14 protein-coding genes and 1 riboswitch are annotated in these 14635 nt (G+C 67.8%); of the genes, 7 read left to right on the top strand and 7 right to left on the bottom strand.

Annotated elements, in window-relative coordinates; genetic code table 11:
* Positions 1-43 precede the first annotated feature (43 nt).
* Positions 44-1252 (bottom strand): hypothetical protein, encoded by a 1209-nt coding sequence (locus ACFWB0_RS22555; RefSeq protein ID WP_378492626.1) that lies wholly within the window; start codon positions 1250-1252, stop codon positions 44-46.
* A gap of 80 nt (positions 1253-1332) precedes the next feature.
* On the opposite strand from ACFWB0_RS22555, the gene ACFWB0_RS22550 reads away from it, so the two are divergent.
* From ACFWB0_RS22550 to ACFWB0_RS22540, 3 genes are all read left to right on the top strand, one after another.
* The gene (locus ACFWB0_RS22550) at positions 1333-1749 is read left to right on the top strand and encodes a DUF3151 domain-containing protein (protein ID WP_378492625.1); all 417 of its coding nucleotides are present in this window, start codon (positions 1333-1335) and stop codon (positions 1747-1749) included.
* Positions 1736-2878 carry an aromatic acid exporter family protein gene (locus ACFWB0_RS22545; RefSeq protein WP_378492624.1) on the top strand — a complete coding sequence of 381 codons (1143 nt, stop codon included), beginning with the start codon at positions 1736-1738 and terminating at the stop codon, positions 2876-2878. Before ACFWB0_RS22550 ends, ACFWB0_RS22545 begins: the two co-directional genes overlap by 14 nt.
* Positions 2879-3118: 240 nt before the next feature.
* Positions 3119-4048, top strand: a complete 930-nt coding sequence (locus ACFWB0_RS22540) for a cation diffusion facilitator family transporter (protein ID WP_378492623.1) — start codon at positions 3119-3121, stop codon at positions 4046-4048.
* A gap of 3 nt (positions 4049-4051) precedes the next feature.
* Here the strand turns inward: ACFWB0_RS22540 and ACFWB0_RS22535 are convergent, their stop codons facing one another.
* The gene (locus tag ACFWB0_RS22535; RefSeq protein ID WP_378492622.1) at positions 4052-4588 is read right to left on the bottom strand and encodes a histidine phosphatase family protein; all 537 of its coding nucleotides are present in this window, start codon (positions 4586-4588) and stop codon (positions 4052-4054) included.
* A gap of 38 nt (positions 4589-4626) precedes the next feature.
* Positions 4627-4778, top strand: a riboswitch (cobalamin riboswitch).
* A gap of 29 nt (positions 4779-4807) precedes the next feature.
* Here ACFWB0_RS22535 and ACFWB0_RS22530 point away from each other — a divergent pair.
* From ACFWB0_RS22530 to ACFWB0_RS22515, 4 genes are read left to right on the top strand one after another with little or no spacing between them, the layout of a single operon-like run.
* Entirely contained in the window at positions 4808-5020 is a 213-nt protein-coding gene (locus tag ACFWB0_RS22530) for a CbtB domain-containing protein (RefSeq protein ID WP_378492621.1), read from the top strand.
* Between the two features lie 38 nt (positions 5021-5058).
* Positions 5059-5838 carry a CbtA family protein gene (locus tag ACFWB0_RS22525; RefSeq protein WP_378492627.1) on the top strand — a complete coding sequence of 260 codons (780 nt, stop codon included), beginning with the start codon at positions 5059-5061 and terminating at the stop codon, positions 5836-5838.
* 9 nt (positions 5839-5847) lie between these two features.
* Positions 5848-7341, top strand: coding sequence for a cobyric acid synthase (locus ACFWB0_RS22520; RefSeq protein WP_378492620.1), 1494 nt, complete (start codon positions 5848-5850; stop codon positions 7339-7341).
* Positions 7338-8078, top strand: a complete 741-nt coding sequence (locus ACFWB0_RS22515) for a cobalt-precorrin-6A reductase (RefSeq protein WP_378492619.1) — start codon at positions 7338-7340, stop codon at positions 8076-8078. The genes ACFWB0_RS22520 and ACFWB0_RS22515 overlap by 4 nt, the downstream gene beginning before the upstream one ends.
* On the opposite strand, the gene ACFWB0_RS22510 is transcribed toward ACFWB0_RS22515, so the two are convergent.
* Genes ACFWB0_RS22510 through ACFWB0_RS22490 form a run of 5 tightly spaced genes read right to left on the bottom strand, consistent with a single transcriptional unit; the run spans position 8053 to position 14611 of the window.
* On the bottom strand, positions 8053-8607 hold the full coding sequence (locus tag ACFWB0_RS22510; RefSeq protein WP_378492618.1) for a hypothetical protein: 555 nt from the start codon (positions 8605-8607) through the stop codon (positions 8053-8055). The genes ACFWB0_RS22515 and ACFWB0_RS22510 overlap by 26 nt on opposite strands.
* 42 nt (positions 8608-8649) lie before the next feature.
* Positions 8650-9723, bottom strand: a complete 1074-nt coding sequence (locus ACFWB0_RS22505) for a cobalamin biosynthesis protein (protein WP_378492617.1) — start codon at positions 9721-9723, stop codon at positions 8650-8652.
* Positions 9705-12098 (bottom strand): cobyrinate a,c-diamide synthase, encoded by a 2394-nt coding sequence (locus tag ACFWB0_RS22500; RefSeq protein ID WP_378492616.1) that lies wholly within the window; start codon positions 12096-12098, stop codon positions 9705-9707. Before ACFWB0_RS22500 ends, ACFWB0_RS22505 begins: the two co-directional genes overlap by 19 nt.
* A gap of 3 nt (positions 12099-12101) precedes the next feature.
* Positions 12102-12716, bottom strand: coding sequence for a cob(I)yrinic acid a,c-diamide adenosyltransferase (cobO, locus tag ACFWB0_RS22495; RefSeq protein ID WP_378492615.1), 615 nt, complete (start codon positions 12714-12716; stop codon positions 12102-12104).
* Positions 12716-14611, bottom strand: a complete 1896-nt coding sequence (locus tag ACFWB0_RS22490; protein ID WP_378492614.1) for a VWA domain-containing protein — start codon at positions 14609-14611, stop codon at positions 12716-12718. The genes cobO and ACFWB0_RS22490 overlap by 1 nt, the downstream gene beginning before the upstream one ends.
* Positions 14612-14635 lie beyond the last annotated feature (24 nt).

Below are 14635 nucleotides of genomic sequence, written 5' to 3'. Positions count from 1 at the left end.
GCTCGAGCCGGCGCCCCTTCTTCGTCGTATCCGGTCTGCGCAGCTACTCGTCGCACACCTTCCACTCCTCACCCTGGAGCGCGAGGTCGAACGTGCGAGCGGTGACATCCGACGGCTCGCCCATCGTGTGAGCGGTGACCTCCGCGATCGCGGTGTTGTCGGTGATCTGCACCTTGTCGATACTCGATACGACGGGCACCGAGCCCTGCTCCACAGCCAACGCGTGAATGCTGTCGAACTCCGCGGGGTCGATCGTCGCGTAGAACTCCGCCAGGCCCCCGCACGTCGAGGTCTGCAGGGTCGCGAGGTCGCCGGCGCTCAGCGCTTCCACGAACTCGTCGATGCTCGCACGGATGTGGGACTCGGGGGAGTTGTTCTCCCGGTACTGCATGAACGCGATGACAGCGATGACGACGATCACCACCAGGGCGGCGACACCGGCGAGCACCATCCACCGGCCGCGGTTCTCCGGGGGGGACGGAGGGATCCGTGTCGGTGCCGGGGTGGGCCGGAACGGTGCAGGCTCCGAACGCGGTGGCTCGGGTACACGCGGCGCGATGCGCTGCGGCTCGGCTTTCGGGGTATGGCTGGTGACGGGGATCTGCGTCGTGGGTGCCTCGGACGGATCCGGCGTGGGTGGCTCGGGCTGAGGAGTTTTCTGCGAGTGCTCGGTTTCGGGAGGCTTGGTTACAGGGGGCTCGGCTACAGGGGGCTCGGCCTTCTTGGCGATCGGCATCGCGACCGTCTTCGCCTCGGCGGGATCCGGCTCAGCGGTTTCGCCGGTTTCTACCGAGGTGTTCGGCTCGCTGTCTTCAGGCTCCGCAGCGACCGGGTCGTCTTTCGCTGACGTTCCACCGCTTTCCTGCTCGTCGTCCGAGAGGACGTCATCCGCGGTCTCCGCCGAATCTGCAGTCTCCCGCGAATGTGCAGTCTCCGCCGATTCGGCCGGCGCTTCGGTGTCCTCCGCATCTTCGGTGTCTTCCGTGTCTTCCACGAGCGCCGAGTCCTCGACCGCGAGCTGTTCGGCTGCGGGGGTGCTGGGTTTCGCCTCCTGAGCTGCAGCGCCCTCGGCTTCGTCATCGGGAGCCGGGGTCTCCCGCGCTTCGTCCGCGGTGTTCTCCGAATCTTTCTCCGAGTTCTTCTCCGTGGTGTCGACCTCGTCGGGAGTATCGGCCGGTCCGGTATCCGCGACCTCGCCTGCTGACGATTCCGTCGAGTCTTCGGTCGGGTCTTCGTTCTTCGGGTCCGGCACTCGCTGCACCTCGTTCGGATGATGGGTGATTATGTGGGGAGCTTATCGAGGGTGGGGGTGTGAAGGGCAGAATGGGCGCCATGACCTCATTCGGTGATCTGCTCGGACCCAAGCCCACTCTGCTCCCCGGCGACGATGAAGCGGAGTCGGACCTGCTCAACCACGAGGACCCGGCGAAGGTCGCGGCCGAGCATCCGACCGCATCGATCGCATGGGCATACCTTGCGGAAGCAGCGCTCGACTCCGGCGAGACGATCGCCGCCTACGCGTACGCGCGCACCGGCTACCATCGCGGCCTCGACCAGCTGCGTCGTAACGGGTGGAAGGGCTTCGGTCCGGTGCCCTACAGCCACGAGCCCAACCGCGGTTTCCTTCGCTGCGTAGCCGTGCTCGCGCGAGCCGCGAAGACGATCGGCGAAGCGGACGAGCACGCGCGGTGCCTCGATCTGCTCGAAGATTGCGATCCCCGCGCGGCCGAGGAACTTGGCGTCGAGTAGGTCGTTACCCACCAGGGACGACTTCCGTCGGAAACTGCGGAAGTCGTCCCAGCGTCTCCGCTCGTCCGCACTGCCGATCGTGCAGTGCGCGCTCGCTGCCGGTATCGCCTGGTGGGTTGCGACGGTATGGATCGGCCATCCACAGCCGTTCTTCGCGCCGATCGCGGCGGTGGTGTCGCTCGGGTTGTCCCTGGGCGCGCGACTGCGACGGTCGGTCGAACTCGTGTGCGGCGTGACCGTCGGCATCGGTGTCGGCGACCTGATCGTGTCGCAGATCGGCAGCGGTCCGTGGCAGATCGCGTTGGTCGTGGTGATCGCCATGGGGTCGGCGGTGGCGCTCAACAGCGGGCCGATCTTCGCGATGCAGGCCGGCAACTCGGCGGTCCTGGTGGCAACCCTGATCCCTCCCGGCGGCACGGGTGGCATCGACCGGATGGTCGACGCACTCGTCGGCGGCCTGGTGGGGATCGCCGTGGTCGCGCTGATCCCCACCCACCCGGTGCGTCGTGCGAGGAAGAACGCTGCAGACATCCTCGAGACCGCGGCCGAGGTTCTGCGGAAGGTGGAGACCGGTCTCGTCGAGAACAATCCGAAACCTATCGAGGCGGCACTGCGGCAGGCTCGCGCCACACAATCGGCAATCGACTCCATGCGCAGCAACCTCCAGGGTGGCCACGAGATCAGCCGAATCTCCCCGCTCTACTGGAACAGTCGTCCGCGACTCGCACGGCTGACGGCCGCGGCCGACCCCATCGACAACGCGGTGCGCAATATCCGTGTCCTCGCGCGGCGGTCACTGACCCTGGTCCGTGACGACGAGATCCTCGACTCTCGGCTCGTCGTCATCGTCAACGAACTCGCGGATGCGCTCGAGGTGCTACGCGAGATGATGCTCGCAGAACCGGGTGAACAACCCGACGAGGCGGAGGCGGCCCGGGTGTTGCGCAGTGTTGCCAGGAAGATGAACCCGGAGCTGGTCGAGGGCGCCGGGGTCTCGGCCACGGTGGTGTTCGCGCAGATCCGGTCGCTGCTCGTCGACCTGCTCCAAACCGCAGGACTCAAACGCATTTCGGCGCTCGCGACATTGCCGCCCACCGTGGAGAAGCCGGGCTACCCGCCGGAGAAGTGATCGACCAGTCCCAGCAGGTCGAGGACGCGCCGGCCCTCGACCGTACGCATGAGCTCACTGTCGAATTCGACAGTCCACCGTTGCGGGTCGGCGCCGGATTTCGACGGGACTTCCCTGCTGTGTGTGTCAGCAACGCCGGCGTCATTGTGCACACGCCCGTGGAGCCCCACGTGGCCGCGACGTAGCGGTTGTATACATGCGCATTTGTGCATACGATGACGCGGATCTCGAAGGAGGGCCATGAGCTCGGGTCACGGACATTCGCACGGCATCGGTCACGGTCATGGGCGCACCGCAGGGCCGTCGGACCGCACCATCCGCAGGATGGGTATCTCCCTCGCCGTACTCGGTGTGTTCCTTCTCCTCGAAGCCGTAGTCGGGTTGTGGATCGGATCGCTCGCGCTGCTCGCCGACGCCGGGCACATGCTCACCGACGTCGTCGGCGTATCGATGGGCATGGTCGCGCTGATCCTCGCCCGCCGCGGCAGCGCCGCAGCTGCCCGCACTTTCGGCTGGCACCGGGCCGAAGTGCTCACCGCGATGGCCAATGCGGTCCTGTTGCTCGGCGTCGCGGCGTGGGTGATGTACGAGGCGATCAACCGGATCGGCGACACCCCCGACATCCCGGGTGCCCCGTTGATCCTCACGGCAGCGGCAGGTCTCGGAGCGAACATCGTCGTGATGTTGCTCCTGCGCGCCGATGCCAAAGGAAGTCTCGCGGTGCGCGGCGCCTACATGGAAGTGCTCGCCGACGCACTCGGCTCAGTCGGCGTTCTCGTCGCCGGCGTGCTGGTCCTGGCGTTCGGATGGAGTTTCGCCGACGTCGTCGTCGGTGTGCTGATCTCCCTGTGGGTCGTGCCGCGCGCGCTTCGGCTCGCCGCCGAATCGCTCCGCATCCTGACGCAGGCGTCGCCGAGTCACCTCGATGTCGACGCCGTCCGGGCCGATCTCGCTGCGTTGCCCGGGGTGTCCGGCGTTCACGACCTGCACGTGTGGACCCTGACCACAGGAATGGACGTGGCGACCGTGCACCTCGTCAGCGACCACGACGCGAACTGGGTGCTCGACTCGGCACGTACGACGTTGTCGTCGCACGGACTCGACCACGCGACCGTGCAGGTGGAACGGACGGTCGACGGGCGCAAGTGCGAGGAAGACGTGACGTGGTGAACCTCAGCTCAGCTTCAGAGTCCAGCGACCGCCGCGACCGCTGAATCGCGTCACGCTCAGGGGACGTACGTCGACACGCCAGAATGCTGTGACGGGTGCCCCGAGTGCACAGACCGTCGCGGCTTTGACCACCGCCGGATGCGCGACCACCCCGATGCGCTCGGGTGACTCGTCGACCGTGTCCAGCCACGCCCCCACACGCGTGATCAGGTGGGCGATCGATTCGCCGCCGTGCGGTGCTGCGTCGGGATCGGACAGCCACGCCGCAAGTTCGAGTTCCGGGATGCTGTCCATCGGTACACCGGACCAGTTCGCGTAGTCGAGGTCGCGCAGAGCCGGTTCGACAGTCGCCGGCCAGTCGAGAGCTGCTGCGGTGTCGACGGCGCGGATCTCGGGTGCCGTGAACGCGCGATCGACCACCGGTGGCGCGACACGTTCGAGCTCACGTCGTCCGCGCTCGGAGATCGGATCGTCGGCCGGGAATCGCACACGCTGCTGCGCGTGGGTGGAGGCGTGGGAGGTCAGGAACAGGCGGGTCACGGGCACAGTGTCCACCTCCCGGTGCCGCCTTCTCCGTTTGACATCGACTTACCCGTGGTGCCAAAGTTCGTCGGTAAGCATGTGCCGAGGTGCAGGGAATCCGGTGAGAATCCGGAACGGTCGCGCCACTGTAGACCGGAGATCGCAGATTTCCGGAAGTCAGAACACTCCCACGGCACGTGGCCTTTCGGATGGGACGCGTAATCCCAGGAGGTTGTCATGGCGGTAGTCCATACACCCGACGACTCACTCGGCTCGGCTGATTCACTCGGCTCGGCCGGGCTCGCTGTAGCGCTGGCCGCGACGGTGATCCTCGCCTTTGTCGTGCTCTATCTGGTCGGATTCGACCAGGGTGCGATTTCTCGTACGGGCATGTTCATGCACGAACTGATGCACGACGGCCGGCACCTCCTGGGCCTCCCGTGTCACTGAGCGATACTCGGCCGACGTCGCCGGGCGGACAGGCGATCCTGTCCGGAAGTTTTGTCCAGTTGTTGCTACGTGGCCTCCTCGCCGGCCTGCTCGCGGGTCTGCTGGCCGGTGCGGTGGCATTCGTCGTCGGCGAACCTCACATCGAGGCAGCCATTGCGATCGAAGAAGCCGCAGGTGAAGCGGCCGACCATGACCACGGTGGCGCCGCAGTCGTCGAGGAGGACGCGCACAGTCACAGCCACGGCGGCGACGCCGAGGTGAGTCGCACCGGCCAGAAGGCCGGACTGTTTCTCGCGACCAGCCTGGCAGGCCTCGCGCTCGGTGCGCTGTACGCGTCGGTGCTGCACTTCACCCGCCGCTACACCGACATGCCCGGCCGGAAGCTGGCGCTGACCGGTGCGGGTGCCGCGTGGCTGGCGATCGAAGCGGTTCCGTTCTTCAAGTACCCGGCGAACCCACCGGCGGTGGGCGATCCCGACACCATCAACGAGCGCACGTTGTGGTGGTTCGCCGCAGTCGTGCTCGGCCTTGTCGCCATCGCGGTGGCGGTCGCGGTCGCGAAGGCCCTCGCGAACCAGGATCTGCACACCGTCCGCATTGTCGGACCGCTGATCGCGTTCCTCGTAGTGGTGGGTGTGGGTTACCTCGTCATGCCGACCATCGACGAAGTGAGTGACGATTTCCCGGCAAGCCTGTTGTGGCAGTTCCGGGTTGCCTCGTTCACCGTGCAGGTCACCTTGTGGGCGGCACTCGGATTCATCTTCGCGCTTCTCACCGAACGTGCGTCGCGCGTTCGGGCCCGCGCGTTCGGGTCGTAGCCTGACGTCATGGGAACTGGGATTCTGGTTGCCGGAACTACCTCGGACGCAGGTAAGTCCGTCGTCGTTACCGGTATCTGCCGGGCATTGTCGCGGCGGGGCCTGACTGTCGCGCCGTTCAAGGCGCAGAACATGTCGAACAACTCGATGGTCGCGGTCGATGCCGCGACCGGCGACGGGGTGGAGATCGGGCGCGCCCAGTGGATCCAGTCCGTCGCCGCACGTGCGGTACCGGAATCCGCGATGAACCCGGTGCTGCTCAAGCCGGGCAGTGATCGGCGCAGCCACGTCGTGGTGCGTGGTCGTCCTGCCGGAACTCTCGAGGCGGGAGAATTCGCGGGCGGGAGGAAGCATCTCGCGGAGGCGGCGTTCGCCGCATTCGACGATCTGCGCAGCCGTTTCGACGTCGTGGTGTGCGAAGGCGCAGGAAGTGCCGCCGAGATCAACTTGCGCGCACACGATTACGTCAACATGGGGCTCGCTCAGTACGGCGGCATGCCGACGATCGTCGTCGGTGACATCGACCGCGGCGGCGTGTTCGCATCGATGTACGGAACGTTGGCCTTGCTCGATGCCGCTGATCAGCAGTTGATCCGAGGGTTCGTGATCAACAAGTTCCGCGGCGATGTGGGTTTGCTGACACCGGGCGTCGATTCGCTCTGCGAGCTCACCGGACGTCCCGTACTCGGCGTCCTGCCCTGGCAACGCGACCTGTGGCTCGACTCCGAGGATTCCCTTGCTCTCACATCGCGACCCGCACACGACGGCGACGGTGCCCTCACGATCGCGGTGGTGATGGTGCCGCGCGTCAGTAACTTCACCGACGTCGACGCGCTCTGCCTCGAACCCGATGTGCGGGTCCGTTTCGTCGACGATCCGCGCGCACTTGCGGATGCCGACGTCGTGATCCTGCCGGGCACCCGCGCCACACTTGCCGACCTCGAGTGGCTGCGGTCGCGCGGTCTCGACACCGCCATCATCGATCACGCCCGTGCGGGCGGCGCCGTGTTGGGGATCTGCGGCGGATTCCAGATGCTCGGACGCGAGATCAACGACTCGCACGGAGTCGAGGGGCACCCCGGGGCGTCAGCGCACGGGCTCGGGTTGCTCGACGTCCGAACAGAATTCGGAACCGACAAAGTCCTACGGCTGCCTTCCGGAGCCGCGCTGGGTGCGTCTGCATCCGGCTACGAGATCCATCACGGACGCGTGGAAGTCGGCCACGCCGACGAGTTTCTCGGTGGTGCGCGCAGCGGCAACGTCTTCGGGACGATGTGGCACGGCAGCCTCGAACGAGACGAACTCCGTGGTGCGTGGCTGCGCGAGGTCGCTGCGGCGGCGGGACGTGAGATCTGTACGGGAACGGTGAGTTTCGCGTCGGCGCGTGACGAACGGATCGAGCTTCTCGCCGACATGATCGACGAGCATCTCGACGTCGATGCACTGCTCTCGATGTTGACGGACGCACCGGTGCTGCCCACCCTGTCGGGAACGCTGCGATGACGGTGCTCGTCCTCGGGGGTACGGGGGAAGCGCGGGCGCTCGCAGGTGCCCTGCACGACAGGGGAGTGGATTTCGTGTCGTCGCTCGCGGGCCGTGTCCGGAATCCGCGACTACCGGTGGGGCCGGTCCGCATCGGCGGTTTCGGAGGCGTTGACGGGCTCGCGAACTATCTGCGCGACAACGGCATTGATGCTGTCGTAGACGCGACACACCCGTTTGCCGCGGGGATCAGTGCCAACGCGGCAGCAGCATGTGCGCATGCGAACGTCCCGCTCCTGCGGTTGCAACGCCCTGGGTGGGCGGACGACGGCTCCTGGGTCTGGGTCGACGGCCACGACGCCGCTGCTACCGCAGCCGCGACCGGCGAGGGCATCTTTCTCAGTACCGGACGTCAGACACTGGACCGCTTCGTCGGCCCACTCGGTGGGCATCGGGTGACGGTGCGGGTCGTCGAACCACTCGACGACGAGGTTCCTGCGTCCTGGACGGTGGTGCAGGCCCGCGGGCCCTACACCGTCGAAGGTGAGCGCAAGCTGATGCGGGACAACGGGATCGACACCCTCGTCACGAAGGACTCGGGTGGGGAACTCACCCGGGCGAAGCTTGCTGCCGCCGGTGAACTCGGGGTGCGGGTCATCGTGGTGCGTCGCCCTGCAGCACCTGCCGGAGTCGCACTGGTGGCGTCGGTCGACGAGGCCGTCGCCTGGGTACTCAGATCTGTGGCCCCTCCGATCTGAGGTCGTCGACCTTCTTCATCGCCTCCCGCAGTTCGGTGAGCCATTCGTCGGTGTGTTGTCCGGCGAGTCGCACCGTCCACTTGAGCGCGTCGGAGCGTGATCGGGCTACTCCGGCGTCGACGAGAGTGTCGAGGACCTTGCGTTCGGGTTGACGCAGTCGCGTCATGACAGGCACCGCGAGATGGGTGAACAGGACGTCGTGGCCGCCGAGCGTGACACCCCACGCGACTTTGCGGCCGTATCGGGCCTCGGCCTCGTCGGCGATGCGCATCCGTTCGGGGCGGGTGCTTTCCCGGAACCGGGAGATGCGTCCTTCGACGGCTGCGTCGGAGGTGTCGTCGGGTGTGGGAAGTTCGCCGGTCACGATGATTTCTTCGCGGTCGACCTCCACCGTGGCAGGCCCGGTGAACCAGTCGTCGGGTAGGCGGCCGGAGAACCATTCCTCGGCGTCGCCGGCATCGGGCACATCCGCCTGTTGCCAGCCCCCGGGGCGACCGAAGCCGTGTGAGTGCATACGTGGATTTCGCATGATCGTCCTCCTCGGACGGATCGACGTGCAGTTTTGCACTGATTACAGTGTTGCACTCAAGCGTGATCTACGCCACAACCGGCCGGGTGTTTCCCCCCGTCGAGAGATCGAGTGTGCACTTCGTGATTCCGCCACCTGGACTTTCTCAGGTAGTGGGCACAACAACTGCACACTCGATTCCCGAGACCCGCAGGCGATGAGCGCGGCCACTGCCAGCGCGCCCAGCCCCACCCGGGACGCGAGCCGCGCGGTGGGACCGATGTCTTCGGGCTTCGGTGCCGGTCCGTCGCCGAGTGTGCCGCGGTCTTCGGTGCCGCCGTCGTAGACGTTGACACCACCGAGTTGCACACCGAGAGCGCCCGCGAACGACGCCTCCACCGGCCCGGCGTTGGGACTCGGATGCTTGTGCGCGTCGCGTCGCCACGCACGCATCGCAGCCCGCGGCCGGGGCCCCAGGCCGACGGCGAGCAGCGCGGACAACCGCGCGGGCGCCAGATTGAGTAGATCGTCGAACCGTGCCGACGCCCATCCGAACTTCTCGAGATGTGGAGTGCGATGACCGACGCGGGCGTCGAGAGTGTTCGCGGCGCGGTAGCCGAGGAGCCCGGCCGGGCCGAGCAGTGCACCCCAGAGGAGCGGCGCCACAACGGCGTCCGACGTGTTCTCGGCAACCGACTCGATGGTGGCGCGGGCAATACCGTTCGCGTCGAGTCTGGACGGATCGCGCCCCACCAGATGCGTCACCTGCACCCGCGCGGCCGCGAGATCACCGTCGCGCAGCTGGGCGTCGAGGGTCCGTGCTTCGCGGCTCAAGGAGCGGCCCCCGAGCACCACCCAGGTTGCGCCGGCGGTGACGGCGGTGCGCAGCCAAGGCCGCGATCGGGTGGCACGGTCGGCAGCGCCGCCGAGTGCAACCGCCGATCCGACGAGCACCGACGTGAACACCACACCTGCGGCGCGGTTGTCGGAGTGGAGGGCCTTCTCGGTGGCGCGTGCGAGCCGGCCGAATCCGCTCACCGGATGCCAGCGACGTGGATCGCCGAACACCTGATCGGCTGCGTATCCGAGCACCAGGCCCGCGGCTCGTGACGGGACGCTCACAAGATCGACCGCCATGCGTCGACCAGGGCTGCGGTCGTGGCACGATCGCGGACGGCGATCCGCACCCACTCGTCGCCGAGCCCGGGGAACGTGTCGCCGCGGCGTAGCGCGAATCCCTTCGAACGCAATTCTTCCCGTGTCCCCACCGCAACCCGGACGAGAACGAATGGAGCGGCGGGGTCTCCCGCGACCTCCAGCCCGAGACCTATCAGCGCTTCCACGAGCGCGGCTCGGTCGGTCACGATCTCGTCGGCGAGCACGGTTGCCTCGTCGATGGCTTGCGGTGCGGCGCATGCGATCATCGCTGCCGCAGCGGGCGTCGACACCGACCACGGCGGTTGTTGCGCCGCGAGATCGGCGAGCACCGCGGGGTCACCGACGACGTATCCCGCGCGCACCCCGGGGATCGCCCACGTCTTCGTCAACGACCGCACCGTGATCAGACCGGGGATGCTCTCGTTCGACAGCGATTCCGTTTCGCCCGGCACCGCATCCATGAACGCCTCGTCGATCACCACGACACGGCCCGGACGCACCAGCGACCGCAGCGTCGAAGCCGGGTGCAGCACCGACGTGGGATTGGTGGGATTGCCGACGATCACGAGATCCGCGCCGCCCGGCACCGCGTCGGCATCCAGTCGGAACCCCTCGTCGGCGCGCAGCAACACGCGCCGCACCTCGTGACCGGCAGCGAGCAGGGCCGCCTCGGGTTCGGTGAACTGCGGATGCACCACCACCGGCATCCGCCAGGGTCGCGCCCGCGCGATCAACGTGAACGCTTCGGCGCCTCCCGCGGTGGGTAGTATCTGCTCGATGCTGCGCCGGTGCCGCCGTGCGAGTGCGGCGCGAGCGGCACCGGAGTCGGGATAGCGGTCGAGAGAATCGAGCGAGGATCGCAACGCGTCGTCGAGCCACCGCGGCCGCGACCTCCGCGACACGTTCACCGCGAGGTCGACGAGACCGTCGGTGGCGTCGCGGTCGCCGTGATGATGCAGGTCCACCCCCGCGACACGGGGCTTCCGAGGTGGTGCGGCCACCGGAGTGGCTGCGCGAGCAGCAGCGACGAAACGCTCCGCGAGTTGCGGATGCCCCGCCCAATGCGTGTGCAGATACGACGCGTGCAGCGTCGCGGTCGCGAAGCCGTCCGGACGTCCGTTCAGCAGCCAGGCGGGGGAGGAGCCGGGTTCGACGGTGGTGCGGTGGAATTCGTGACCCGTCACCCGGGTTCCGGCAGGACCGAGCAGACCGTCGGCGGGCGCGATCGCGGTGCGGTAGCCGAGTGTCAGCCGCGGCGTCATATGTGCGGAGACGTCCAGCGCTGCAACCATGTCCGTGCCATCGACGTCGCGACACAGGTACAGCAGGCCTGCACATTCGGCGACGGTGGGTACCCCACCTGCGATGGCAACGCGAAGGTGTTCGCGCAAGGGCGCATTGGCGGAGATGTCCGCGGCATGCACCTCGGGGAATCCGCCACCGAGATAGATACCGGCGGTGTCGTCGGGTAGGGCCTCGTCGCGCAACGGGTCGAAGGTGACCGTCCGGCATCCGGCTGCGCGCAAGATCTCCTCGGTCTCGGTGTAGCGGAACGTGAATGCGCGCCCGCCTGCCACAGCAATCACGGGACCGTCGGCGCCGGTGAAGGGAGGCTCCCACGGTGTATCGGGAAGATCGGATGCGGAATGCGCGATCCGGAGGACCTCGCCGAGATCGATGTGTTCGGAGATCTGCGCGGCGAGACGGTCGAGCTGCCCGGCGGCCTCGACACGTTCCTGAGCGGGTACGAGTCCCAGATGCCGCGACGGCGCCGAGATCCCGTCGTCGCGCTGTAGTACACCGAGGACGGGGATGCCGGTGGACTCGAGCGCGGCGATGACCTCGTCCGAGTGCCGCGTCGACCCCGCCTTGTTCAGAACGACACCGGCGAGGCGGACACCCCGGTCGTACGACGCCATGCCGTGAACGATTGCGGCAATCGACCGCGACGCGTGCGAGATATCGACGACGAGAATCACCGGCGCGCCCAGCAAGCCGGCGACGTGGGCAGTGGACGCATATCCGTCCGTGCCGAGCATCCCGTCGTACAGTCCCATGACGCCTTCGACTACCGCGACGTCGGCGCCGTCCGCGCCGTGCAGAAACAGCGGTGCAACCAGGTCGTCGCCGACGAGGTGCGGATCGAGGTTGCGTCCGGGGCGGCCTGTCGCGAGTGCGTGATACCCGGGGTCGATGTAATCAGGGCCGATCTTGTGCCCCGACACGATGTGCCCGGCGCGACGCAAGGCAGCCATGAGACCTGTTGCCACGGTAGTCTTTCCGTGTCCGGACGCCGGTGCGGCAACGACGAAGCGCGGAATGGCTACCACGCTGCACCCTCTACCATGCTGCATCCTCTACCATTCGATGCCCCTCTGGCCCTTCTGCCCCGCATCCATCGGATGCTTGATCTTCGTCATCTCGGTCACCAGATCGGCGACCTCGATCAGCTTGGGGTCGGCGCGGCGCCCGGTGATCATCACGTGTTGGTGCCCGGTCCGCGACGTCAACGTCTGCACGACCTCGTCGACGTCGATCCAACCCCACTTGATGGGATACGTGAACTCGTCGAGGACGTACAGGCCGTGTTGCTCGGCGGCGAGGCGTCGCTGGATCTCACGCCACCCCGCGAGCGCGTCGGCGGCGTGGTCCTCGTCGCTGCCTTCTTTGCGCGACCACGACCAGCCCGAGCCCATCTTGTGCCACTCGATGGCGCCGCCCGTGCCGCGCTCGTCGTGCAGCTCACCGAGGGTTTCGAACGCCGTCTGCTCACCGAGCCGCCACTTCGCGGACTTGACGAACTGGAACACCGCGACCGACCAGCCCTGATTCCAGCCGCGCAACGCCAACCCGAACGCGGCGGTGGATTTGCCCTTGCCGTCGCCCGTGTTGACCATCAGCAGCGGCCGGTTGCGGCGCTGGCGGGTGGTGAGCCCGTCGTTCGGTACGACCTCGGGTTGTCCCTTCGGCATCAGGCTGCCCTTCCACGCACGATCGAGGTGAGGGCATCGGCATGAACCTCGCCCACCTGCACATATTCGGCGCCGAGCCGGTCGGCGAGCTGCGCCGCGAGCCCCATCCGGAAGCGACCGGTCTCGGAGTCGACGACCACCGCCGCGACTCCCTGGGCAGCGAGGACGTCGGCGGCTTGGAGCGAGCGGGCGACCGCGTCGGCACCCGAGGTCGCGCGCCCGTCGGTGACGACGACGAGCAGCGCCCGCCGATCCGGGTCGCGCAACCGATGCCGGCGGAGGGTCTCGGCGGCCTCGGCCAGGCCCTCCGCGAGGGGAGTGCGGCCACCGGCGGGAAGCTCCCGTAGGCGCGCCGCCGCGATGTCGACCGAGTTCGTCGGGGGCAGTACGAGGGTCGCGTCGTCGCCGCGGAAAGTTACGAGACCGACCGTGTCGCGACGTCGGTACGCGTCGAGCAGCAGCGAAAGGATCGCGGTCTTGACCTGCGTCATCCGCTGCTTCGCTGCCATCGAACCGGACGCGTCGACGCACAGCAGCACGAGGTTCGCTTCCCGCCCTTCGACGACCTTGCGTCGCACCTGCCACCCGTCCGAACCGAGGGCGCTGGCGCGGATGGTGGCGGGCAGGTGGACGGGGCCGCTGTCGCCCGCACGATCGCCGACGGTGCGCCCGATGGTGGTTGCCGCCTTCGACCGGCGACCCGCGACACCACGCCCGGTGCGGTCGACGGAGAACAGTCGTGTCCGGTACGGATCGGCCGGCGCATCCACCGAGGTCGGGGCGCTGCCACTCGAGCCGGACGCTGAGTCTGCCGGGGAGTCTTCCGGGTCGGGCGCGCCGCCACCGTCGGGGTCGTCGTCGGGATCGAGGTCGGGATCAGGCTGCGAATCGGGACGATTCAGCAATTCGTCGAGCAGATCATCATCGGTATCGGGATTGTCGAACGGGTTGCGGCGCCGCCGATGCGGCAACGCGAGTTTCGCGGCCACGGCCACGTCCTCGCGGGTCACCTCGTCACGACCGGCCCACGCCGCATGTGCGACCGCGGTCTTGGCGGTGACGAGATCGGCGCGCATGCCGTCGACGTCGAACGCCGCGCAGATCTCGGCGATCGACACCAGGGCAGCGTCGCTCAGGCGCACCGCCGACACGCGGTCGCGCGCTGCAGCGATCCGCCGGGACAACTCGGCCTCGGCCTGCGCCCACTGCGCGACGAACGATTCAGGATCCGCGTCGAATGCCATTCGGCGACGCACGATCTCGACGCGCAACTGCGGGTCGCGTGGAGCCGCGACGTCGACGGCGAGACCGAACCGGTCGAGAAGTTGCGGGCGAAGCTCGCCTTCCTCCGGGTTCATGGTGCCCACCAGGACGAACGAGGCGGCGTGGCCGACGGACACCCCGTCGCGCTCCACCGTGGACCGACCCATGGCGGCAGCGTCGAGCAGCAGATCCACCAGGTGGTCGTGCAGCAGATTCACCTCGTCCACGTACAGGACTCCGCGATGAGCGAGGGCGAGCAGACCGGGTTCGTATTCGGCAGTTCGGGCAGACAGGGCCTTGCCCAGATGCAGCGACCCGGTGACCCGGTCTTCGCTCGCGCCGACGGGGAACTCCACGAGCCGTGCCGGCCGGAGGTGCGACTGCGCGTCGACCGGATGAGGGCCGTCGGGGCAGTGCGGGTCGGGGAAGGACGGGTCGCACGCGAACCGGCAGGCCTCGACCTCCGCGACCTGCGGCAACAGTGCTGCTTGCGCGCGAACCATGGTCGATTTGGCGGTGCCCTTCTCGCCGCGCACCAGCACTCCGCCGATCGACGGCGACACCGCGCACAACGTCAGGGCCAGCGACAGGTCGTCGGAACCGACGACCGCGCTGAACGGATACACGAGCATTCCAACCTCCACAGGCTCCCGCTG

It is taken from the genome of Rhodococcus sp. NPDC060086 (assembly GCF_042730275.1).
Lineage (GTDB): Bacteria > Actinomycetota > Actinomycetes > Mycobacteriales > Mycobacteriaceae > Rhodococcus.
Note: the sequence above shows the minus strand (reverse complement) of the source record. Positions and strands in the feature narration are given on the sequence as shown.